Below are 21,910 nucleotides of genomic sequence, written 5' to 3' on the forward strand. Positions count from 1 at the left end.
GGACAGCTTAGGCATGGGCCGGGTGCGTGGCTATGAAATCCACCGGTGAACTTGCCTCCGGTTTCCGAGGAGGTGACATCGGAGTGAAGGGCACCTCATGGGGCTCGCGGCACCGCCGGGGGACACCGTTGTTGCCTACCGGGCGGCAAATGAAAGGAAGCGGCCCCCGGATCGGGGACCGCTTCCTTGACATCTGGCGGAAGGTAAGAGATTCGAACTCTTGGTACGGGGTTACCGCACACTGGTTTTCAAGACCAGCTCCTTAGGCCGCTCGGACAACCTTCCAGACCCCAAGACTATACGCCAGCACACGTCCATCTGGGAAAACATGACAGCGTGGCGGCCTCCGGTTCCCCTAGCGACCGGTATTCTCGGGATTAACCGGCCACCCAGCGCCGGACAACCATCTGGAAGTAAGGGGACGCCGTGCCGATCATGCGGGTAGTCGAATATTCAGCTGCTGGAGGACCCGAGGTGCTGGCGCTCGCCGAACGGGAGCGACCCGTGGCCGGAAACGGTGAGGTGCTGATCAAGGTCGCCGCATTTGGGCTGAACAGGGCCGACGTGCAGCAGCGTCGTGGGGTCTACCCGCCGCCTCCCGGTGCCAGCGACATTCCCGGGCTCGAGGTGTCCGGAACGATTGCCGCACTAGGATCCGAGGCCACCGGGTTTTCCATCGGAGACGAGGTCTGTGCCTTGCTGACCGGGGGAGGCTATGCCGAATATGTGGCGGCACCCGAAGCCCAGGTACTGCCCATCCCGGCCGGGGTCGGGCTGATCGATGCCGCCGGACTGCCCGAGGTCGTAGCGACCGTCTGGTCCAACCTTTTCATGGAGGCCGGGGTGCAGGCGGGGGATAACGTCTTGATCCACGGCGGCTCCGGCGGAATCGGTTCGATGGCCATCCAGCTGGTCGCCGGGGCCGGGGCCAGCGCCATCGTCACCTGCGGGTCCGCGGAAAAGATCGCGCATTGCCTACGTCTGGGTGCACGGGCCGGCATCAACTATCGCGAGCAGGACTTCGTGGCCGAGCTGGACCGGATCACTGGAGGGGCAGGGGCCGACGTGATCCTGGACGTGGTGGGGGCAAAATATTTGGAGCAAAACGTGAAGGCGCTGGCCCCGGATGGACGACTGGTGGTCATCGGGCTGCAGGGCGGGGCGACGGCCGAGCTGAACCTCGGAGTGCTGATGGGCAAGCGGGCCCGGATCATCGGCACCACGCTGCGCTCACGCGTGGTCTCGGAGAAGGGCCGAATCATGGCTGAACTACGCGAGGAGGTATGGCCGCTCCTGGAAAACGGGAGTGTGCTAAACCATGTGGATCGCCGCTTCTCGCTCCAGGACTACCGTTCGGCGCATGAATACTTCGATTCGGGGCTTCATCGCGGAAAAATCCTGATTACCGTCTGAGGGGCGACTACCCTAGCAAGTGATGCGCGCCGGGGGGATATTCCGACGCGTAAAAACATTCCATCACTCCAGACCCGCAAGGATCATCATGAGCGCACCAACGAGCCCGCCAACGGAGCTCCCGCCGGCCGGCATCGAGCCCGCCGTCGTAGCAGACGAAGACAGCAAATGGACACCGGCGAAGATCGCACTCTGGGTCGGGATCGGGCTGCTGGGCGGCGTCGCCTGGACCGTACTGGCCATCTCCCGCGGCGAGACGATCAATGCCATCTGGTTCGTCTTCGCCGCCGTCTGCACCTACCTGATCGCGTACAGGTTCTATGCGAAGTTCATTGAACGCAAGATTGCCAAGCCCGACGACTTCAGGGCCACCCCGGCGGAGTACAACTCCAATGGCAAGGACTTCATGCCCACGGACCGCCGGGTCCTGTTCGGCCATCACTTCGCTGCCATCGCCGGAGCCGGGCCGCTGGTCGGCCCGATCCTGGCCGCACAGATGGGCTACCTCCCGGGAACCATTTGGATCATCATCGGCGTGGTGTTGGCCGGGGCCGTCCAAGATTATCTGGTGCTCCACTTCTCGATGCGCCGTGGCGGCCGCTCTCTGGGCCAGATGGCCCGTGAGGAACTCGGTCTGATCGGCGGCACCGCCGCGCTGGTGGCCACCTTGGCCATCATGATCATCATTGTGGCCATTCTCGCCCTGGTGGTCGTCAATGCGCTGGGTGAATCTGCCTGGGGCGTCTATTCGGTGGGGCTGACTATTCCGATCGCCCTGTTCATGGGCATCTACCTGCGTTACATCCGTCCGGGCAAGATCATGGAAATCTCGGTCATCGGCTTCGTCCTGCTGATGTTCGCGATCATTTCCGGTCGCTGGGTCGCCGAGTCCGCGTGGGGTTCCGAATTCTTCCACCTCGACAAGACCACGATCGCCTGGGCCATCATCGTCTACGGTTTCATTGCCGCGATCCTGCCGGTCTGGCTGTTGCTGGCTCCGCGCGACTACCTGTCCACCTTCATGAAGATCGGCGTGATCGGCCTGTTGGCCGCCGCCATCGTCGTGGTCCGTCCGGAAATTTCCGTTCCGGCGTTTTCCGAGTTCTCCGGCCGTTCCGACGGACCGGTCGTTGCCGGTTCGCTCTTCCCGTTCCTCTTCGTCACCATTGCTTGTGGTGCCCTCTCGGGCTTCCACGCGCTGATTGCCTCGGGTACCACCCCGAAGCTGGTCGAAAAGGAACGGCAGACCCGCTTCCTGGGCTACGGCGGCATGCTGATGGAATCGTTCGTGGCGATCATGGCCCTCGTGGCTGCGATCTCCATCGACCGCGGCATCTACTTCGCCATGAACTCCGGGGCTGGAGCAACCGGCGGAACCGTGGAAGGCGCGGTGGCGTTCGTGAACTCGCTGGGCCTGACCGGTGTGAACCTGACTCCGGACATGCTCACCGAATTGGCCCGCAACGTGGGAGAGGAAAGCATTGTCTCGCGCACCGGCGGTGCTCCGACCCTGGCAGTGGGCATCTCGCACATCATGCACCAGTGGTTCGGTGGAACGGCGATGATGGGTTTCTGGTACCACTTTGCCATCATGTTCGAGGCGTTATTCATCCTGACTGCCGTCGATGCGGGCACCCGGGTGGCCCGCTTCATGCTGCAGGACACCATCGGTAACTTCATCCCGAAGTTCAAGGACACTTCGTGGCGTCCGGGAGCGTGGCTGTGTACGGCGATCATGGTCGCCGGCTGGGGCTACATTCTCATTCTGGGGGTCACCGACCCGCTGGGCGGCATCAACACCTTCTTCCCGCTTTTCGGCATTTCCAACCAGCTGCTGGCGGCCATCGCGCTGGCCATCGTGATGACGATCGTGGCCAAACAGGGCAACTTCAAATACCTCTGGATCATCGTGCTGCCGCTGGCTTTCGCCACCGTCGTGACCGTCACCGCATCGTTCCTGAAGATCTTCTCCCCGGTTCCGGCCGTGGGCTACTTCGCCCAGAACAAGGCGTTCAGCGCCGCGTTGGAACGTGGGGAAACGAAGTTCGGCACAGCCAAGACCGTCGAGGCAATGGAAGCCGTGGTGCGCAACACGGGGGTCCAGGGCTGGCTCTCGGTGGTCTTCCTGGTGCTCTCACTGACCGTGATCATCGCCGCGATCATCGCCACCATCAAGGCGTTCCCGAATGGAACCACGGGTAAGGACACCGAGGATCCGTATGTGGCATCAAAGATTTACGCCCCCTCCGGGCTCATCTCCTCCCCAGCGGAGAAGGAGCTCGAAGCCGCCTGGAAGGCTCTTCCGGAACGTCTGCAGCCCACTCGCGGCCAACACTAGCCATGAGTAAGACTGCATCCGGGTGGGAGCGTTACGGGAGCCGGATTTCCGGGGGGTGGCGCGGATTCGTCGGCTACTTCGAGGGAGTCATGGGGGCGGACGCCTATCGACGCTATCTGGAACACCAGCAACGAACCCATCCGGATGCAGAGCCCCTGGGTGAACGCGCGTTCTGGCGTGACCACATGGACTGGCAGGACAAAAACCCGCAGGGCCGCTGCTGCTAGCAAACCGACCTGAGGCACGAAGACGGCGGCCACCCCTCCCGGCGCTGGAGGGGTGGCCGCCGGTTGTCTTCCCGGATCCCGTGGCATCGGGCCGCCGACGTGGCAGGATGGTGCCATGACGGACCAACCAGCGAACCAGCATGCCGAATCCGTACAGCAGGGCACAGCCCCGGGAGCGGGCCCCCATCCGTTCCCGGCGCCGCAGCTGGGCGAACCGTTCCAGGTGTCGAACGTCATCGGCGAGCCGGGAAAGGTCATGCGGCTCGGTGGCATGGTCAAGCAGTTGCTCGAGGAGGTGAAGGCCGCACCGCTGGATGAAAAAGCCAGGGCGCACTTGGCCGATATCCATGAGAGGTCCGTCGCCGAATTGGAATCCGGGCTGTCCCCGGAGCTTGCGGCCGAACTGCACCGGATCCGGCTTCCGTTCCAGGAGGGAGTGATTCCCTCCGAGTCCGAGTTGCGCATCGCCCAAGCCCAGCTGGTCGGGTGGCTCGAAGGCGTCTTCCACGGCCTGCAGGCTGCCATGGCGGCGCAGCAACTGGCCAACCAGCAGTTGGCCCAGCGGATGCAGCTGCGCCAGCTGCCACCGGGAACGCAGGTGGCCCCTGGCATCGTCATTAACGAACGGGGTGAGCCCGAGCGCATGGAAGTGTCTAAGGTTCCACGGCAAAATGATGTCGAAGGCGGTCCCGGCCAGTATCTTTAAAGCTCCTGACGTATTAGAAAGCAAGGCAAACGGTTCCATGGGGTTTTTTTCGGCCGCTCGCGAGGCACGGCGCGATGAGAAGGAACTGGGCATCGGCGTCTGGCGCCGGGCCAACGACCGGTTCTCCCGGGGACTGGATCGCTTTCACCAGGTCATCGAGGGTATCCAAGACGATGACCTGTATAACGCGCTGGTCATGATGGCTAATCACCTGGCGGAGTTGCAGGACCGCGTACGCGCCGTCTGCACCAGCGCCCAGGCTCAGAGTCCCAGCGACGACTCGGATATTCCCCACCGTTACAACGCCGTGCACCGTGCACTGTCCAAGGCGGCAAACGATCTGGCCATGACCGCGCAGTCGGCTGCCATGGCCAGGCTCGATGGGGAACGTTGGGGTTACGCGTCGGCGGGGCTCGAAAACGTCGCCCGCCGGGCGGATACCGTCGGCTCCGGTGTGGCTGCGGCCGAAGCGGCGCTGGCCGAGGCCTTCGCCAATAACAGCTAGCCTGTCCGCCCGGAGCCTCAGCCCTCGTGCTCGAGGACCTGACCGGATTTCGAACCGCGGGTTCCGGTGCTTGCGGTCTCGCGCACGGCCATGTTCCCGGCCTGCACCGCGCCCCCTGCGCGTGTCAAGGTATCCATGCCCTGCATATGCCCGTGGACTCGCCGGTGACTACTGCCGGTTTCGCCTTTGGCGGATCACGCCCGCAGTGGCGGCGGCGCTCGCGGTCACGGTGGCAGGATGGTGGATATGAGCAACCTTTCCTCTCCAGTTCTGACTTTCAACGACGGCAACACCATCCCGCAGCTTGGCTACGGCGTGTGGAAGGTGGAGAACGATGTCGCGACAGACGTCGTCGTCCAGGCCTTCGCCGCCGGTTACCGCCACATCGACACGGCCAAGGTCTACGGCAATGAAGCCGGGGTGGGCGCGGCGATCGCCGCCACCGACGTGCCGCGCGAAGACATGTTCATTACCACCAAGGTCTGGAACGCAGACCAGGGCTACGCGGAAACCCTGGCCGCATTCGACGCCTCGATGGAGCGTCTGGGTCTGGACTACCTCGACCTGTACCTGATCCACTGGCTGCAGCCCAAGCAGGGAAAACACGTCGATACCTGGCGCGCCCTGATCGACTTGAAGAAGTCGGGCCGTGTGAAGTCGATCGGCGTCTGCAACTTCACCCTCGAGGGTCTGGCCGACCTGGAAGACGCCACCGGTGTCGTGCCGGTGATCAACCAGGTCGAGACCCACCCGTACTTCCCGCAGGCCGAACTGCGCGCCTACGAGGCATCCAAGGGCATCCTGCACCAGTCCTGGTCACCGCTGGGAAATGGCTCGGAACTGCTCTCGGAGCCGACGCTCGCCACCATCGCGGCCAAGCACGGGGTCACCCCGGCGCAGGTAGTCATCGCCTGGCACCTGGCCCTGGGCAACGTGGTCATCCCGAAGTCGGTGACCCCGGAGCGCATCGTGGAGAACTACGGTTCGCTTGAGCTCACCCTCGACGCCGACGATCTTGCCGCCATCGCCACCCTGGACAAGGGTGCTGCGGGCCGTATCTCCGCTGACCCGGCAGTCAGCGACTTCGCCTAACACCTGAAACGACCGAAGCCCCGGGGATCTGCCATGTGGCAGGATCTCCGGGGCTTCGTCGGTTTACCCGGCAGTTCAGCCGAGGATGGTCCAGGGCGCGATGCTGCGCTCATCAGCGGCCAGCAAGCCGGCGCTCCAGTCATCGCGGCGTTCAGCGCGCAGGGCCGCCCCCGAGCCAGGCCACTGCCTCGAAGCGGAAACCGTGTTTCTGGGCGACGCGGGCCGACCCGTGGTTGCCGGCGTAGGCGTTCCATCCGACCTGCTCCAGGCCTTCCGGCCGGGGAGTGAAGGCGAAGTCCAGGACCGCCGTGCCGGCTTCGGTGAGGAACCGCGGCCACGGAAGCACTCGACCATCCCATAGCCGATGTCGACGCCGCCGTCGGCTATCCGAGCAGTCCTGCCAGATGGCCGCCGGTGCGGATCGCCCAGAGCGGATCAGTTCCCGCTGCCCATCCGGCATCGCTGATCGATGTGGCGAATTCCCGGGCATCGGTGAGTGTATAGGGCCTTGGAGTCGGAACCCAGGCCTGGATCCGCGGCTCCTGGCAGGCCGCGAAGAGGGCCTCGGCGTCATCGGCGCAGGGTGCCACCAGTTCAAGGGAAACCGTGGCCAGGGCTATTTTCTCCACGTGGGGAATGGTAGTCCGGTGTGCCTACGCCAAGATCGACCAAGGCTGGACGGTGCGGTCGTCGGGCGCCAGCAGCCCGGCACCCCAATCGTCTTCGAGGCCGTCCCGCCCCACGGCGGCCAGGCGGGCGGTGCCCTCGAAACGAAAACCGAGCTTCTGTGCCACCCGGGCCGAGCCGCGGTTCCCGGCCAAGGCGTTCCATCCCACTCGGTGCAGGCCCATTCCCGCGGGCGCCGGCGCAAGCGCAAAGTCGAGTACCGCTGTGCAGGCCTCGGTGAGTAGGCCCTTCGCACGGAAGTCCGGCACCATCCAGAATCCGAGATCGGCTGCACCGTGGCCGATCCGGTATAGTCCCACGATCCCCGCGAACACGTCCCCGCTCCTGATGGTCCAGATCGCCGCCGTGCCATCGGCCCAGGAATCATCGCATTGGGCGCTGGCGTAGAGGATGCCGTCTGCTTCGGTGTAGGGGACCGGAATCGGGACCCAGCGCTGGATCTCCGGATCCTGGCAGGCGGCGGTCACTGCCGTGGCATCGGTCGCGCTCGGTGGCACCAACCGCAGGGAAGCGGTGGTCAAATTCTTCTTTTCCATGCTAGAAATCCTATCGACCGCAGTGTTGGCTGCCAGCCGAATGATCGTTGTCGGATGATGAACCGAGCCACCCCGGATACGCAGGATGCCCCACAACCTCAGTTGCGGGGCATCCTGGTGTTCAGAGCCTCCTGTCAGAATCGAACTGACGACCTTTTCATTACGAGTGAAACGCTCTACCAACTGAGCTAAGGAGGCACCGTGACCTTTGGGGTCACAATCATCCACTTTATAGGGTCGAATCAGCGCCGGTCAAAACGGGGTGTTTGGAACCGGGGGAACGATCCCGTTATCAGGGTCGATGGAGGCGGGATGGAGTCACAAATTACACGTCACCATTGATGTCACCATCGTTTACTTAAAGCGGTGATCAATCTGGCCTCGTTCCCAAGGCGGATGACACGCCTTACCTCATGGCGTTGAGTGTGCCCACAGGCGACACCCTTTGATTCGGAGCAGGCTGGAACTTCATCACATCACAGCAAGCACGGCCCGCAACCTTTTCGAAAAGCGGGAGCTTTCCCCCGTTGAACTGCTCGACGCGTCATCGACCGCATCGACAAGGTCGAGCCGGCAGTCAATGCGTTGACCAAGGAAATGCGCTACGAAGCGTATGCCGCGGCCCATGATGCCGAGGCCGGGTTCTCCGATCCCGCTGCCCGGATCCGCCCGCTGGAGGGTACACCGCTGCTGTTCAAGGAAGAGCAGCCGATCGCCAGGCGCATCATCGAAGAAGGTTCGCTGCTGGAGCAAGGCGCCATGGCCATTGCAAGCCACCCCCTAGTCGAGCGTTTCCCGGCCCCCGGAGGCTCCTCAGGCGGTGCCGGGGTGGCGATGGCATCCGGTGAGACGATCCGGGCCACCGGTTCGGACATCGGAGGATCCATCCGCATCCCGGCCTCCTTCTGTGGCCTGGACGGCTTCAAGCCGCCGTTCGGACGCGTGCCGGGAATGGCGCCCTTCAACTCCGATACCTACTGTGCCGACGGTCCGATGGGCCGCAGCGTCGCCGACGTCACCCTGTTGCAGAACGTCCTGCCCGGCCCGCACCACACCGACCTGGCCTCGATCCGTCCGCGCTACGAGCTGGCCATCCCGGCCGCGGCCGCGGCCGTCGGCATGCGCGTGGCATTGTGCGTGAACCTCGGCGACTTCGACGTGGATCCTGCCGTCGAGGCGAACGCCCGAGCCACCGCCTGGGCGCACTTCGGCGCCATCATGGGCCCGTTCATCAGCGAAATCGTCGGCGCCAACAGCGAGATGCTGATGCCCTACACGCTGAACGTCTCCGAGCGTGCCGCCCAGTCCGGGCAGCACGCGCGCGGGTTGGCGGCCGAGGCCGCCAGCTACGAGCCGCTGGGCAAGCTGCTCGAAGGCTACGACGCGCTGCTGTGCCCGAGCCCCACCGCCCAAGGCATGGCCGCCGAACCCGTGGGGCCGACGCACAGGTGAAGGCTGGCGATCAGACGGTCGGGTGGATGGAAACAGCCATGACCATCCCGGTAAATGTCATTGGCCGCGTCCCCGTCCTCGCCGTTCCCTCGGGCAGCGCACCCAACGGCGTGCCGACCGGCGTGCAGATCGTCGGACGGACCTACGACGACGCAACGCTCTTCACCCTCGGTGCGGCACTGGAACAAGCGCTCTCGCTGTGGACGGCCGATGCATGGTGGCCGAACATCTGAGCATCATCTGCCTTTCAGCTGGGCAAGGTCTCAGGTCCTCAGCACTTCAGGCCATCGGCCGGTGCCTTTCCATCGATCAGGAAGTCATCGACGGCATTGGTGATGCACTTGTTGCTCCGGCCGTAAGCCGTGTGGCCCTGGCCCTCGAAGCTGACCAGGACGCCGGTCTGCAGCTGCCCGGACAGCGCGATGGCCCAGTCATAGGGGGTTGCAGGATCCCCGGTGGTCCCGATGACCACGATCGGATGATCGGTGGCCGAGGATGCGGGCGCCTGTTTGCCGGTGGGCGGGTAGGGCCAGTCCTGGCAGGCGATGCCGCCATAGGCCATGTACTTGCCGATGGTGGGCGATGCGGCCTCGAGTTCGGAGGCATCCCTGCGCATGGTGGGGATGTCCGAGACCATCTTGTAGTCCAGGCAGTTGATCGCCCCAAAGGCGGCATTCGCGTTTCCATCATAGTGGCCGTCCTCCTGACGGCCCGCCGCGTCATCAGAGAGCGCCATCATCGCATCGGCATCCCCTGCAATGGCGTCGGAGAGTGCAACGCTCAGATCGGGCCAGAAACGGTCGTCGTAGAGCGGGTAGATGAAGCCGTTGACGAAGGTGGTCACCGGGAGCAGCCGTCCGTCGCTTGCGTGCATCGGGGTTTGCGCGACCGAATCGATGAGCTCATGCAGCTGGGCCATCGCAGCGTCGAGGGTGCCGCTGAATGGGCAGTCGCCCGAGTCCAGGCAGTCCTGCATATAGGCGCGGGTGGCACCCTCGAAGCCCTTGGCCTGGCCCAGGACCAGTTCCTCCTCGCTGAGTGCCGGATCCATGGCGCCGTCAAGCACCAGCCGGCCCACCTGCTGGGGGAAAAGCCCGGCATAGGTGGCGCCGAGCTTGGTGCCGTAGGAGAAGCCCAGGTAGTTCAGTTGCGGATCACCCACCAGGGCGCGGATCACGTCCATGTCGCGGGCCGCGCTGACCGTATCGACGAAGGCCAGCGGCGGCCCGGTGCGACGGTCGCATTCCTTCGCGTTGGCGGCCGACAGTTTTCGGATGGCCGCGAGATCCGCATCAGTGGTGGTGGGCAGGTCCAACTGGCGCTCGGCATCCATTTGGGCGTCGGTCTGGCATTTGACCGGGGTGGAGCGGGAGACGCCGCGCGGGTCGAAGCCCAACACGTCGTAGTTGTCCCGCAGCGCCTTGGAGAAGTAGAACTTTCCCGCGTCCCGGACCAGGTCGATGCCGGAGGCGCCGGGCCCCCCGGGGTTTACCAGCAGGGTCTTGGTGGCCTTGCGGCCCTCCATCTTGGCCAGCGCCAAGGTAATGGACTTGCCCGTGGGATCGGAGTAGTCCATGGGTACCTGCACCTCGGCACACTTGAGCCCGCCCTCGCAGGCGGCCCAGGAGACCGCCTGGTCGTAGAACCGTTCGAGGCCCGTGGGCACTGGAGCCGCATCGGTGTGGACCGGGACGGGGGCAGGGGGTGCCGAGGAACAGCCGCTCAGCAGCAGTGTGCCGGCGGCAACCGCAGCCAGTTCCCGGATCCGGAGGCGGGGACGTCTCATCATGTGGTGTTGCTCCTTGGTCCGGGGTGGCTCAGTAGGGGGTTAGCGGGTGGGTAGCAGAGTGACCATCATGGCCTCCATGGCCAACAGGGGTGCGACGTTCGACCCGATCCGGCGCCGGGCCTCGGCTATGGCATCGATCCGTTCCAGGCTCTGGGCCGCCGTGCCGTGGGTGGCGAAGGCCCTCAGATCCTCGGCGAGGTAGTCATTGACCAGCTCCGATCCGGTGCCCAGCTGCAGTGTCAGCACGTCCCGGAAGAACGTGCTCAGGTCAATGAGCGAACGGTCCAGCGCGTCGTGGGTGCCGCGGCGGGCCCGACGCTTCTGCTTTTCCTCCAGTGCCTTGAACTGGCTGCGCAATTGCGCGGGGATGCTCGCCTCGGCATCCAGACCCAGCGATTCGCGCAATGAAGCGGACTCGGCCGTGGCACGTTCCTCGGCGGACGAGCTGGCCTCTGCCGTGGAGAGGTCGACCAAGGCGGCTGCGGCCATCACCGCGTCGGAGACGGTGCGCAGTCCCAAGGGCATGCGCACCGTGCGGTCGCGGCGCAGCCGGGCACCCTCGTCGCGGGCCAGGCGCCGGGCGATGCCGACGTGGGATTGCGAGACGCGGGCGGCGAACTCCGCCTGTGCCGGGGTTAGCCCGTCTCGGCGCACCAGCAGCTCGGTCACCGCTGCACGGGAGGGGATGCGCAGTCCCACCGGGCGGCAGCGCGAACGGATGGTCACCAGCACATCGGCGGGGGAGGGTGCGCACAGGATCCAGACGGTATGCGGGGGAGGCTCCTCGATGGATTTCAGCAGCACGTTGGTGGTGCGCTCGGTCATCCGGGCGGCATCCTCCATGATGATGATGCGCCACTTCCCGCCGGAGGGCTTGTCCTGCGCCTTGGAGATCAGCTCGCGCACATCGGCAATCGCGTAGTTCACGTTCTCGGTGGACACCAGCGCCACATCGGGATTCGATCCGGCCAGGACGGTGCGGCAGGACGAACAGGTGCCGCAGCCGCGCTGGCGGGGGTCCGGGCACTGGCACAGCAGGGCGGCGGCGAAGGCACGTGCCGCATTTGACCGTCCGGAACCCGGGGGACCGGTAAACAGCCAAGCGTGGGCCGGCGCGTTCTCGGCAGCCGAACGGCGCAGCTGGGCGATCGCTGCATCCTGCCCCGGCAGGTCGTCCCAGACGTTGCTCACAGTCCGGCCACCCGTGCGTGGATCGAGGTGGCCAGCTCGGCGATCGGTGCGCCGGCATCAAGGACCAGATAGCGTTCGGGGGCCGCGGCGGCCAGCGCGGCGAACGCCGCCCGGATGCGCATGTGGAAGTCATCGGGCTCGGACTCCATCCGGTCCTCGGCGGCCTCGCCCGCCGTACGCCGTGCCCGGCCCGCAGTGGCGCTGACATCGAGCAGTACCGTCAGGTCCGGCAGCAGCCCGCCCGTGGCCCACTCGTTGATGCACGCCACATCCCCGGTGCCCAGCCCGCGGCCAACGCCCTGGTAGGCGATGGAGGAGTCGACGTAGCGGTCCGAAATCACGATGTTCCCGGCCTCCAACGCCGGTACGATGACCTGCTGTACGTGGGCGGCGCGGGCCGCCGCGAAGATCAGCGCTTCGGTGCGGGCATCAACGGCCCCCTGGCCGTGGTCCAGCACGAGGGAACGCAGGCGCTCGCCGATTTCCGTGCCACCGGGTTCGCGCGTGGGCAGCACCTCGCGGCCGGCCCCACGCAAGAAGTCGGCGAGCAGCCGGGCCTGGGTGGACTTGCCGGCACCGTCGCCGCCCTCGAAAACGATGAAGCGGCCGGGAAACATGGGGAAGGTCTGCTGCGGGGTCACCGTCCTAGCCTATCGTCCGTAACAGTTCGACGAGATTCGATGGAGGGTAAAGTGCGCGGGCATAGGCTTGGTTCCATGGATTCGCACGAACGCCCCGATTGGGCCCCGGACACCCTCGTAGTTTCGGCCGGCCGGCCACCACACACACCGGATTCGCCGGTGAACCCGCCGATAGTGCTTTCCTCCACGTTCCGCGGCACCGGGACCCCGGGCGCCGGTGAGCGGGTCTACGGCCGCTTCACGAATCCCACCTGGGACCCGCTCGAACAAGCCATTGCACAACTCGAATGCTCAGAGCTGCCGGCTCTGGTCTATGCCTCGGGAATGGCGGCCGTCGCCTCGGCATTCTCGCTGCTTCCGGCCGGCGGGACGCTCGTGGTTCCGCGCCATGCATACAACGGTTCACTGGCCCTGGCGGCCGACCTGGCGACTCGCTACGGAATCGTAGTGCGCGAGGCGGCATTGGAGGACACCGAGGCCACCATCGCGCTGCTCGACGGCGCCGACATGATCTGGCTCGAGTCCCCGACCAATCCGATGCTCGAGGTCGCTGACCTGCCGGCGCTGATTGCGGCGGCCCGCGCTGCGGGAGTGCTGGTGGTGGTCGACAACACGTTCGCCACCCCGTTGTTGCAGCGCCCGCTGACCCTGGGCGCCGACGTGGTGGTGCATTCGGCCACCAAGTACATGGGCGGGCATTCGGACGTGGTGCTCGGAGCGGTGGTAAGCAGCGACGAGGCGCTGCACGCCCGGCTGCACGGGCATCGGACCCTGCACGGGGCCATTGCCGGGCCGTTCGAGGCCTGGCTGACGCTGCGCGGGATCAGGACGATGGCGCTGCGGGTGGAACGTGCCGAGGAAAACGCCACGGAACTGGCCCGGCGCCTCTCCCGGCACCCCGCCATCGACGCGGTGCGCTATCCGGGCCTGCCCACCGACCCCGGCTACGGCCGGGCCAAGGCGCAGATGGACGGGTTCGGTTCGATCCTGGCCATCGAGGTGGCGGGCGGTGCGGACCGCGCCGAGAAGCTGCTCGAGGCACTCGAGCTGTGGACGCCCGCGACCAGTCTGGGCGGGGTCGAGTCGTTGGCCGAGCGCCGGCGCAGGCACCCCTCGGAGCCGGTCTCGGTTCCGGAGAACCTGATCCGGCTTTCGGTGGGCATCGAGAACATCGAGGACCTGTGGACCGACCTGGCTGGGGCGCTGGAGCGAAGCGCCTAGTCCGTCCGGGTCGCCCGGAGGTGCTGGGCCGTCGCCTCGACCCCGTCGAGCAGCGCCTCAATACCCATCTGGTACGCATCGGCGTCATCGAGCATTGACAGGGGATCGCGCAGCGCGTTGACGTGCGGATGGGTGGAGGGGCTCATCGGCAGCGAGCGCCGGAACCAGGCGCTGGTGTCCTCGAGGGGGCCCGATGCCCGGGCCGCCTCGCTGCGGGCAATGCCGGAGGTGTAGGCCAGGACGTAGGTCGAGATGGCGGCGTAGTGCCGCACCAGGTCATCGCCGCGCAGCCCGGCCTCGGAAAGGCACTCGAGCGTGAGTTCGACGACGTCCAGTTCGGCCGGCCCCTCGGTGCTCAACAAGATGGCGTGTTCGCCGATGGCCGGGTACTCCATGTACAGGTCGTAGAAGGCCTGGAACGATTGGCGCAGTCGTTCGCGCCACTGCTCGCGCGGGGCCGTCACGCGTTCGAGCGCCATCTCGGCGATCCGGTCCAGCAGCGCCTTCATCAGCGCATCCTTGTTGCGGAAGTGCCGATAGATGGACGTCGGGTCCGCATGCAGGGCCTTGCCGAGTTCCCGCACCGTCACCGATCCGGAACCCGGTTCCGAGGCGATCCGCAGGCCTGCCTCGATGATCAAGGCGGCATCGATGCGCGTCTTCGTGCCTGCCAGCTTCTTCACCGCGGCGCCCTGTGTCGGCATTTTTCCGGCTTCCTTCGTTCAATGATGTTTGTCCCGAGCATAACCTAATTCACGTTGTCAGCACTGTTGCCAGCAGTGTTGCCAACAGTGTTGACATAGAAGTTGCGCGTGATTAGGCTCACGTCCTAACGATGATGCATGTCACAGGACGATGAAAGTGGAAAAAATGGCGCACACGACCCCAGATGTGATCTATACCGGTGGCTGGATCTTCGCCCCCGGATCCGATGCCCCGGTGCGCCAGGGCGTGGCGGTGAGCGGCGCGTTGATCACCGCGGTGTCCACCGATCTAGAAATCGAGGCCTCTGCCGGAACGGAAACGCTCCGCGTCGACCTGGCTGGCGGCCTGCTGGTCCCCGGCTTCCAGGATGCCCACATCCACCCGGTCGCCGCCGGAATCGAATTGTTGCAGTGCGACCTCGCCGAGATCGAGGACGCGGCGCAATCGCTGGCCGCCATTGCCGCGTATGCGCAGGCGAACCCAGACGAACCGTGGATCCTGGGCGGCGGCTGGTCCATGGACCACTTTCCCGGTGGCACCCCCACCCGCCAGATGCTGGACGCTATTGTCCCCGACCGCCCGGTCCTGCTCTCCAACCGGGACCACCACGGTTCCTGGGCCAACACCCGCGCCATCGAACTCGCCGGACTCGACGAGAACACCCCGGATCCGGTGGACGGGCGCCTCGAGCGCGAGCCCAACGGTTTCCCGGCGGGTACCTTCCACGAGGGTGCCATGAACCTGCTCGATGAGGTGCGCCCGGTCATCGACGCCGGGCTGGCCTACGCCGGACTGCTCAAATCCCAGGCTGTGCTGATGGCCCAGGGCATCACCGGCTGGCAGGACGCGGCCGTCGGTGCCGTCTTCGGGACCCCCGACACCCTCGAAACCTATGCCCGTGCACTGGCCGAGGACACACTGAAGGTCCACGTCGTCGGCGCCCTGTGGTGGGAACGCAACCGCGGACTGGAGCAGCTGGAGAACCTGATTTCCCGCCGCGATGCGCTGATGCCCGGTGCCTCCGGCTCCTTCTCGGCCTCGACCGTGAAGATCATGGTCGATGGCGTGGCGGAAAACTTCACCGCCGCGATGATCAGCCCGTACTGCGACGGACATGGACACCACACCGAAAACTCGGGGCTCTCGTTCATCGACCCGGAACTGCTCAAGGAATACGTGAGCGCGCTGGACGCCAACGGGTTCAACTGCCACTTCCACGCGGTGGGCAACCGCGGCGTGCGCGAGGCGCTTGACGCCGTCGAAGCCGCCCGCGCAGCCAACGGTCCGAAAGGCGGACGCCACCACATTGCCCACATCCAGGTCATCGCGGCCGAGGACACCCCGCGCTTCGTGAAGCTCGGGGTGTCGGTGAACATGCAGCCGCTGTGGGCCTGCCATGAAGACCAGCTCGACGAGCTCACGCTTCCGTTCATGGCACCGGGCAGCGCCGACCGGCACTACCCCTTCGGCGAGCTGGAAGCCACCGGCGCCCACCTGGCGGCCGGCAGCGACTGGCCGGTTTCCTCGGCCAACCCCATCGCCGGAATCCACGTCGCGGTGAACCGCACGTCCCCTGGCTCGGGTCTCCCGGCACTTGGCGAGGAACGCCAGAAGCTTTCCCTGTCCACTGCCCACTGCGTTGCGCGCCTACACCGCGGGTACGGCATACCTCAACGGCTGCGAGGACAGCACCGGGTCCATCGCCGAGGGCTACCGGGCCGATCTGGTGGTATTGACCCCCAATCCGTTCGAGCTCGACTCCGCACTGATCCACACCACCACCGTCGAATCCACCTGGATCCGCGGCACCAACGTCTATTCAGCCGGCAACTAGCAATGCACGCTGACGAGGAGAACAACATGCCCAGGAAAAAGAATTTCCCCCGCCGGGGCCGTCCCATGGCTTTGGCGGCAAGCCTCGCCGCCGGCGCGCTGCTGTTGGCAGGCTGTGGCGGCGGCGCGAAGGAAGCCGGGCCCAAGGAGCCGGCGGCCTTCGAGATGACCGACCAGACGCCGGCAGCCAACGCTTCGGCCGGTACCATCAAGTGGGCCATCTACGCCGAGCCCGCGACGCTGGACTACACCCACGCGTTCGACTACCCGGACAACCAGGTCCTGGCGAACGTCTGCGATTCGCTGCTGCGCTGGAACAGCAACCTGACGATCTCCCCGGGCCTGGCCGAAAAGTTCTCGAACCCGACCCCGCTCACCTGGGTCTACCAGATCCGCCCCGGCGTGAAGTTCCACGACGGCACCGGACTCACCGCAAAGGACGTCGAGGCATCGCTGAACCGCCACCTGGATCCGAAGGTCAACTCCTACTGGTTCAGCGCCTACCAGCAGGTGAAGTCCATCAAGGCCACCGGGCCCATGGAAGTCACCGTTACCACCAACGTCCCCGACTCCCAGTTCAACAACGCCATGGCGGCCAGCCCGGGCGTCATCGAATCGGCAGCGACCCTGGCCCAGGCCGGGGCCGACTACGGCAACCCGTCCACCGGCGTGAACTGCACCGGACCATTCGAGCTGACCAAATGGAACTCCGGCAGCAGCATCGAAACGAAGAAGTTCGACGGCTACTGGGACAAGGAGCTCACCGCCAAATCCGATGGCATCGATTTCGTCTTCCTGCCCGATTCGAATGCCCGCATCAACGCCTTGAAGTCAGGCGAGATTGACGGAACCTGGCAGGTTCCCTCAAACGCCATCGGCCAGCTGCAGGCAGGCGGCTCCGGCAAGGTCCTCTTCGGCTTGAATACCACAGTCATGAGCGAGGTCGTCGGCGACACCGAGGGTGTGCTGGGCGACAAGCGCGTCCGCCAGGCCCTGCTGATGGCACTGGACCGCAAGAACCTGGTTGCCGCCGCCGAACAGGGCTACGCAACGGTCACCGACGCGCTGACCACCAAGAGCACGTGGGCAGGCGTCGATGAGGCAAACGTGGATGCGGCATTCGACGGGCTGGACAAGTACGACTTCGATCTCGAGGGAGCCAAGAAGCTCCTCGCGGATGCCGGCGCCGAGGGCCGGGAAGTCACCATCGTCTCGACGAACATCACCCCGGGCATGCCCATCGTGGCCCAGGCCTTCGGCGCCGCGGCGACGTCAATCGGCCTGAAGCCGAAGATCGAGACCGTATCGCCGGATAAGTACACCACCTTGTTCAGCGATCCCGCGGCACGCAAGGGTTTCGACCTGTTCACCACCAGCTGGTACCTCTCCACCCCGGATCCGCTGGAAATGTACTCGGTGCTGCGCACCGGCGACTTCAGCAACTACGGCAACTGGTCGAACAAGACCTTCGACAAGACAGTCAATGAGGCGATCCAGGTCATGGATCCGAATGGCCGGGCCAAGCTCTCCGCCGAGGCCCAGAAGATCACCAACGACGAACTGCCGTGGCTTCCGCTCTACGAAACCCCGAACACCGTCTACCTGAACGACCGCATCACCGGCCTCTCGCCGGCGATCAACTTCCTCTACTACCCCTGGGCAGCCACGTTGGGAACCCCGTAACAATGAACCAAAGCATGATCCTCTTTATCGGACGCAAGCTCGCCGTCCTGGTGGGCACCGTCTTGGCGGCCTCGGTACTGGTGTTCTTCTCGATGTACATGGTGGGTGACCCGATGGCATTCCTGCTGCGCGGGCGCAGTCCCAGCCCCGAAGCCGCCGCCGCGATCAGGGAACAGTTCGGACTCGACAAGCCCCTCCTCGTGCGGTACTTCGACTGGCTGTTCAACATGCTGCGAGGCGACTTCGGACGCTCGTTCCAGTTCCGCGAGGACGTCGCCACGCTGCTCGCCTCGCGGGCCATGGTGACGTTCTGGCTCGTGGTCCTCTCCGGAACCATGATCGCCGTTCTTGGCCTGGCCTCCGGCATCGTCGCCGCCCTGGCCCGTGGCCGGTTCGCCGACAAGGCGATCCTGATCGGTGCCACCGGCCTGGCGGCCATCCCCTCGTTCGTCGGCGCCATCGTGCTGACGGCGGTCTTCTCGGTGAAGCTGGGCTGGTTCCCGTCCTTCGGGGCGGGTGAGGGGCTGCTCGACACGATCTACCACCTGGTCCTGCCCGCGCTCGCGCTGGCGCTGACCTTCATCGCCCTGGTGGCGCGGGTGACCCGCTCCTCCATGGTCGAACAGCTGGACCGCGAACACGTCGAGGTGGCAACCAGCCGCGGCATGAACCGGGCCAGGGTCGTCCGCCGGCACGTGCTGCGTAATGCGCTGAACCCGATCCTGACGGTCAGCGGCCTGCTGGTCGCCGGCCTGCTGGTCGCCAGTTCCATCGTGGAAGCCGCCTTCGGCCTGGCCGGGCTCGGTTCCCTGCTGGTGCAGTCGGTGGACAAGCTCGACTTCCCGGTGGTCCAGGCGATCGTGCTGATCATCGTCGCATTGTTCGTGTTGGCCAATACGGTCGTGGACATTCTCGCCGGGGTCCTTGACCCCCGCACCAAGGCAGGAGCCGCGGCGCGATGAGTACACCGACACTCCTGAGCCGCATCCGCCCCCAGGCCGTGGCCGGAGCCATCTACCACACCAACAAGCTCTTCGTGCTCTCGACGGCCACGCTTGCCGTGGTCGTCCTGAGCGCAGTCTTCGCGCCCTGGCTGGCGCCGTACGACCCGGACTTCGTCGACCTGTCCAACTTCCTCTCCGGTCCCACGGCCCACCACTGGCTGGGCACCGACGGCGGAGGCCGGGATACACTCAGCCGGCTGATCTTCGGGGCCCGGGCCTCGATGCTCGCGCCGCTGATCGTTGTCGTCGGATCCACCATCCTGGGCATTGTGCTGGGCCTGACAGCCGGTTGGTTCGGCGGCTGGCTCGACGCGCTCCTGGGCCGGATCTTCGATTTGATCTTCGCCTTCCCGGCACTGCTGCTGGCCATGCTCGGCGTCGCGATCTTCGGCAAGGGCCTGGTGGCCCCGGTCATCGCGATGACGATCGCCTATACCCCCTACGTGGCGCGGCTGGTGCGCGCGCTGGTCACCGAGGAGAAGGCCAAGCCGTACGTCACCGCGTACGGCGTGCAGGGCTTCGCGACCCCGTGGGTGGCCTTCGGCCGGGTGCTTCCGAACGTGGTGCCCACCGTCGGCGCGCAGTCGACGCTGAACTTCGGCTACGTGCTGGCCGAACTGGCGGCCCTCTCCTTCCTGGGCCTCGGCGTGCAACCGCCGACCTCGGACTGGGGATCGATGATCAACGAGAGCCGGGGTGCGCTGATGAGCGGGCAGTTCCTGCCTGCATTATTGCCCTCGGTACTCGTGATCATCGTGGTCATAGCAGTGAATATCTTCGGAGAAGAACTCTCCGACCGCATCGGAGGAAAGCTGCCGTCATGACCCTGCTCGAAATCGACGACCTGGTCCTGGACCTGAAGAACGGGCTCCGCCTGCTCAACGGCGTCTCGCTGAGCGTAACGGCAGGGGAAACCGTCGCCCTGGTGGGCGAGTCCGGCTCGGGCAAGTCGCTGACCTCACGCACCGTGCTCGGCCTGTTCCCGGAGAAGGCCAGCATGACCGGTTCCATCATGCTCGATGGCGTCCAGATGCTGGGCGCCACCACTCGGGAAACCACCCGGCAGCGCCGGAATACCGTCTCGATGGTGTTCCAGGATCCGCGCTCCGGCATCAATCCGGTGCGTACCATCGGCGACTTCCTCACCGAATCGCTGGTGGCCTGCCAGGGCTGGAATCCGGCCGAAGCCAGGAAGAAGGCCATCGAGCTGCTCGCCTCGGTGGGCCTGCCGCGCCCGGAAACCCACATGCGGCAGTACCCCTACGAGCTCTCCGGCGGCATGCTGCAGCGCGTGATGATCGCCGGGGCCATGGGCAGCTCCCCGAAGCTGCTGGTGTACGACGAGCCGACCTCGGCACTGGACGTGACCACCCAGGCAGAAATCATCGGCGTGCTGCGCAAGCAGCAGCGGGAAAACAACACGGGCATGCTGTTCATTACCCATGATCTGAACCTCGCGGCGGCATTGTGCGATCGGGTCTACGTGATCCATCGCGGTGAGATCGTCGAGCAGGGCAACGCGGCGGAGGTCTTCGCTGATCCGCAGCACGACTACACCCGCCGGTTGGTCGCAGCGACCCCGCGCATCGGCGATAAGCAGGAAGGCCGGGTCGTTGCGCCGACGGCGTCCGCCATCACCGAGCCGGTCATCCAGGTGTCGAACCTGGAAAAGGCATACATGATTCGCCATGCGGACCCGGTGCGCGCCGTGAACTCGGTGACCTTCGAGGTCCAGGCCGGCGGCTCTCTCGCACTGGTCGGCGAATCGGGATCCGGCAAGTCGACCATCGCCCGCATGCTGGTGGGGCTGGAGGAACCGGACTCCGGGTCGATTCTGATCAACGGGGCACCTCGGCCCGCCGGACGGATGGACAAGGAGGCCAGGCTGGCCCAGGCCCGCAGCGCCCAGATCGTCTTCCAGGACCCGTACCTGTCCCTTGATCCCCGGATCACCGCCGGCGGAGCCATCGAAGATGCGCTGAGGTTGCACGGGAAGCTGGGCAAGGCCGACGCCCGCAAGCGCGTGCTCACGCTGCTGGAGCAGGTCGGCCTGTCCGAACGGATTGCCCAGTCGCGTCCACGGACGCTCTCCGGAGGCCAGCGTCAGCGTGTGGCCATCGCCCGGGCCCTGGCGGTTGAACCAAAGATCCTGGTCCTCGACGAGGCAACCAGCGCGCTGGATGTTTCGGTGCAGAGCCAGGTGCTGGACCTGATCGATGCGATCCGCGCGGAAACCGGCCTGACCATCGTCTTCGTCAGCCACGACCTGGCAGTGGTGCGCCGCGTCTGCGAAGACGCGGTGGTGCTGAAGGCCGGCGCTGCCGTTGAGGTCGGCAAGACGGCGCAACTGCTCGATGATCCGCAGCACCCATACACCCGGCTGCTCGTTGACTCGATCCCGCGTCCTGGTTGGAGGATCTTGCAGCCGCAGGGCTGATCCGGCAGCGGACCCGCACAGATGCCGTCAATGGCGGCTCTTTGGAAGATTCCTTTCCGAAGAGCCGCTGTTCCCGTACCTCGGTGGCGGGTTGCGCAGGGCAATCCCCGCGGGGGCGGGGTCCTGGGTCTAGGCTGGAGGCATGAACCTTGCCCTGATCTTTGAGTTCTACCTGATGCTGGCCCTGAGCGTCGTCGCCTTGCTGCTGGCCCTCTGGGCCTTCATTGATTGCCTGCGCCGTGCTGCGACGAATTTCCAGCGCGAGGGTAAGCGCACGAAGACCTTCTGGCTGGCGATGACCGGCGTCTCCGCCGTGGTGTGCCTGTTCAGCCTCCAGTTCACCGGTGGCGGCGGATTCCTGCAGCTGATCGCGGCCTGTATCGCCTCGGTCTACCTGGCTGATGTGAAGCCCGCAGTCGGCGGGGGCGGGAAGCGTTACCCCTACTAGGG

At 65.6% G+C, this 21,910-nt stretch carries 21 protein-coding genes and 2 tRNA genes; 14 read left to right on the top strand and 9 right to left on the bottom strand.

The annotated features are described in order from the left end of the window. Window positions 1–194: 194 nt before the first annotated feature. Window positions 195–285: transfer RNA gene (locus E9229_RS07400), tRNA-Ser, on the bottom strand. Between the two features lie 150 nt (window positions 286–435). Between E9229_RS07400 and E9229_RS07405 the strand changes: the two genes are divergently transcribed. The 6 genes from E9229_RS07405 (at window position 436) to E9229_RS07430 (ending at window position 6,281) form a co-directional block, all read left to right on the top strand. Continuing rightward, window positions 436–1,413: an NAD(P)H-quinone oxidoreductase gene (locus tag E9229_RS07405; protein ID WP_183511935.1), complete on the top strand. Its 978-nt coding sequence runs from the start codon at window positions 436–438 to the stop codon at window positions 1,411–1,413. 88 nt (window positions 1,414–1,501) lie between these two features. Continuing rightward, window positions 1,502–3,751 carry a carbon starvation CstA family protein gene (locus E9229_RS07410; protein WP_183510613.1) on the top strand — a complete coding sequence of 750 codons (2,250 nt, stop codon included), beginning with the start codon at window positions 1,502–1,504 and terminating at the stop codon, window positions 3,749–3,751. Between the two features lie 2 nt (window positions 3,752–3,753). Then, window positions 3,754–3,978 carry a YbdD/YjiX family protein gene (locus E9229_RS07415; RefSeq protein WP_183510614.1) on the top strand — a complete coding sequence of 75 codons (225 nt, stop codon included), beginning with the start codon at window positions 3,754–3,756 and terminating at the stop codon, window positions 3,976–3,978. Window positions 3,979–4,093: 115 nt separating this feature from the next. Further along, a complete protein-coding gene (locus E9229_RS07420; RefSeq protein WP_183510615.1) occupies window positions 4,094–4,684 on the top strand; it encodes a proteasome activator in 591 nt (196 codons plus the stop codon). 37 nt (window positions 4,685–4,721) lie between these two features. Continuing rightward, window positions 4,722–5,189, top strand: a complete 468-nt coding sequence (locus E9229_RS07425) for a hypothetical protein (RefSeq protein ID WP_183510616.1) — start codon at window positions 4,722–4,724, stop codon at window positions 5,187–5,189. Between the two features lie 237 nt (window positions 5,190–5,426). Beyond that, the gene (locus E9229_RS07430) at window positions 5,427–6,281 is read left to right on the top strand and encodes an aldo/keto reductase (protein WP_183510617.1); all 855 of its coding nucleotides are present in this window, start codon (window positions 5,427–5,429) and stop codon (window positions 6,279–6,281) included. 151 nt (window positions 6,282–6,432) lie between these two features. On the opposite strand, the gene E9229_RS19300 is transcribed toward E9229_RS07430, so the two are convergent. From E9229_RS19300 to E9229_RS07445, 4 genes are all read right to left on the bottom strand, one after another. After that, window positions 6,433–6,627 carry a GNAT family N-acetyltransferase gene (locus tag E9229_RS19300; RefSeq protein WP_246380413.1) on the bottom strand — a complete coding sequence of 65 codons (195 nt, stop codon included), beginning with the start codon at window positions 6,625–6,627 and terminating at the stop codon, window positions 6,433–6,435. A gap of 37 nt (window positions 6,628–6,664) precedes the next feature. Beyond that, a complete protein-coding gene (locus E9229_RS19305) occupies window positions 6,665–6,910 on the bottom strand; it encodes a GNAT family N-acetyltransferase (RefSeq protein WP_312855627.1) in 246 nt (81 codons plus the stop codon). Window positions 6,911–6,934: 24 nt separating this feature from the next. Next, complete coding sequence (locus tag E9229_RS07440; protein WP_183510618.1) at window positions 6,935–7,504, bottom strand: GNAT family N-acetyltransferase; 570 nt, start codon at window positions 7,502–7,504, stop codon at window positions 6,935–6,937. A 125-nt stretch (window positions 7,505–7,629) separates the two neighbouring features. Next, window positions 7,630–7,702, bottom strand: a tRNA-Thr gene (locus E9229_RS07445). Window positions 7,703–8,089: 387 nt separating this feature from the next. Here E9229_RS07445 and E9229_RS07450 point away from each other — a divergent pair. Next, window positions 8,090–8,956 carry an amidase family protein gene (locus E9229_RS07450; RefSeq protein WP_221184402.1) on the top strand — a complete coding sequence of 289 codons (867 nt, stop codon included), beginning with the start codon at window positions 8,090–8,092 and terminating at the stop codon, window positions 8,954–8,956. A 38-nt stretch (window positions 8,957–8,994) separates the two neighbouring features. After that, entirely contained in the window at window positions 8,995–9,189 is a 195-nt protein-coding gene (locus tag E9229_RS18980) for an amidase family protein (protein ID WP_221184403.1), read from the top strand. A 38-nt stretch (window positions 9,190–9,227) separates the two neighbouring features. On the opposite strand, the gene E9229_RS07455 is transcribed toward E9229_RS18980, so the two are convergent. Genes E9229_RS07455 through tmk form a run of 3 tightly spaced genes read right to left on the bottom strand, consistent with a single transcriptional unit; the run spans window position 9,228 to window position 12,553 of the window. After that, complete coding sequence (locus tag E9229_RS07455; protein WP_183510619.1) at window positions 9,228–10,745, bottom strand: alpha/beta hydrolase; 1,518 nt, start codon at window positions 10,743–10,745, stop codon at window positions 9,228–9,230. A 39-nt stretch (window positions 10,746–10,784) separates the two neighbouring features. After that, a complete protein-coding gene (locus E9229_RS07460; RefSeq protein ID WP_183510620.1) occupies window positions 10,785–11,936 on the bottom strand; it encodes a DNA polymerase III subunit delta' in 1,152 nt (383 codons plus the stop codon). Then, entirely contained in the window at window positions 11,933–12,553 is a 621-nt protein-coding gene (tmk, locus tag E9229_RS07465) for a dTMP kinase (RefSeq protein ID WP_183511936.1), read from the bottom strand. Before tmk ends, E9229_RS07460 begins: the two co-directional genes overlap by 4 nt. A 99-nt stretch (window positions 12,554–12,652) precedes the next feature. Here tmk and E9229_RS07470 point away from each other — a divergent pair, with 99 nt between their 5' ends. Beyond that, on the top strand, window positions 12,653–13,798 hold the full coding sequence (locus E9229_RS07470) for a trans-sulfuration enzyme family protein (protein ID WP_183510621.1): 1,146 nt from the start codon (window positions 12,653–12,655) through the stop codon (window positions 13,796–13,798). Here E9229_RS07470 and E9229_RS07475 read toward each other — a convergent pair. After that, window positions 13,795–14,502 carry a TetR/AcrR family transcriptional regulator gene (locus E9229_RS07475; protein ID WP_183510623.1) on the bottom strand — a complete coding sequence of 236 codons (708 nt, stop codon included), beginning with the start codon at window positions 14,500–14,502 and terminating at the stop codon, window positions 13,795–13,797. The two genes, E9229_RS07470 and E9229_RS07475, sit on opposite strands and share 4 nt — an antisense overlap. Window positions 14,503–14,668: 166 nt before the next feature. Here E9229_RS07475 and E9229_RS20180 point away from each other — a divergent pair, with 166 nt between their 5' ends. The 5 genes from E9229_RS20180 (at window position 14,669) to E9229_RS07505 (ending at window position 21,908) form a co-directional block, all read left to right on the top strand. Next, window positions 14,669–18,019, top strand: a complete 3,351-nt coding sequence (locus tag E9229_RS20180) for an ABC transporter substrate-binding protein (protein ID WP_425570091.1) — start codon at window positions 14,669–14,671, stop codon at window positions 18,017–18,019. A gap of 14 nt (window positions 18,020–18,033) precedes the next feature. Continuing rightward, entirely contained in the window at window positions 18,034–18,981 is a 948-nt protein-coding gene (locus E9229_RS07490) for an ABC transporter permease (RefSeq protein WP_183510625.1), read from the top strand. Continuing rightward, complete coding sequence (locus E9229_RS07495; protein WP_183510626.1) at window positions 18,978–19,847, top strand: ABC transporter permease; 870 nt, start codon at window positions 18,978–18,980, stop codon at window positions 19,845–19,847. The genes E9229_RS07490 and E9229_RS07495 overlap by 4 nt, the downstream gene beginning before the upstream one ends. Then, window positions 19,844–21,460 (top strand): dipeptide ABC transporter ATP-binding protein, encoded by a 1,617-nt coding sequence (locus E9229_RS07500; protein ID WP_183510627.1) that lies wholly within the window; start codon window positions 19,844–19,846, stop codon window positions 21,458–21,460. Before E9229_RS07495 ends, E9229_RS07500 begins: the two co-directional genes overlap by 4 nt. 142 nt (window positions 21,461–21,602) lie before the next feature. Next, the gene (locus tag E9229_RS07505; RefSeq protein WP_183510628.1) at window positions 21,603–21,908 is read left to right on the top strand and encodes a DUF2516 family protein; all 306 of its coding nucleotides are present in this window, start codon (window positions 21,603–21,605) and stop codon (window positions 21,906–21,908) included. Window positions 21,909–21,910 lie beyond the last annotated feature (2 nt).

The organism is Paeniglutamicibacter cryotolerans (assembly GCF_014190875.1).
GTDB lineage: Bacteria > Actinomycetota > Actinomycetes > Actinomycetales > Micrococcaceae > Paeniglutamicibacter > Paeniglutamicibacter cryotolerans.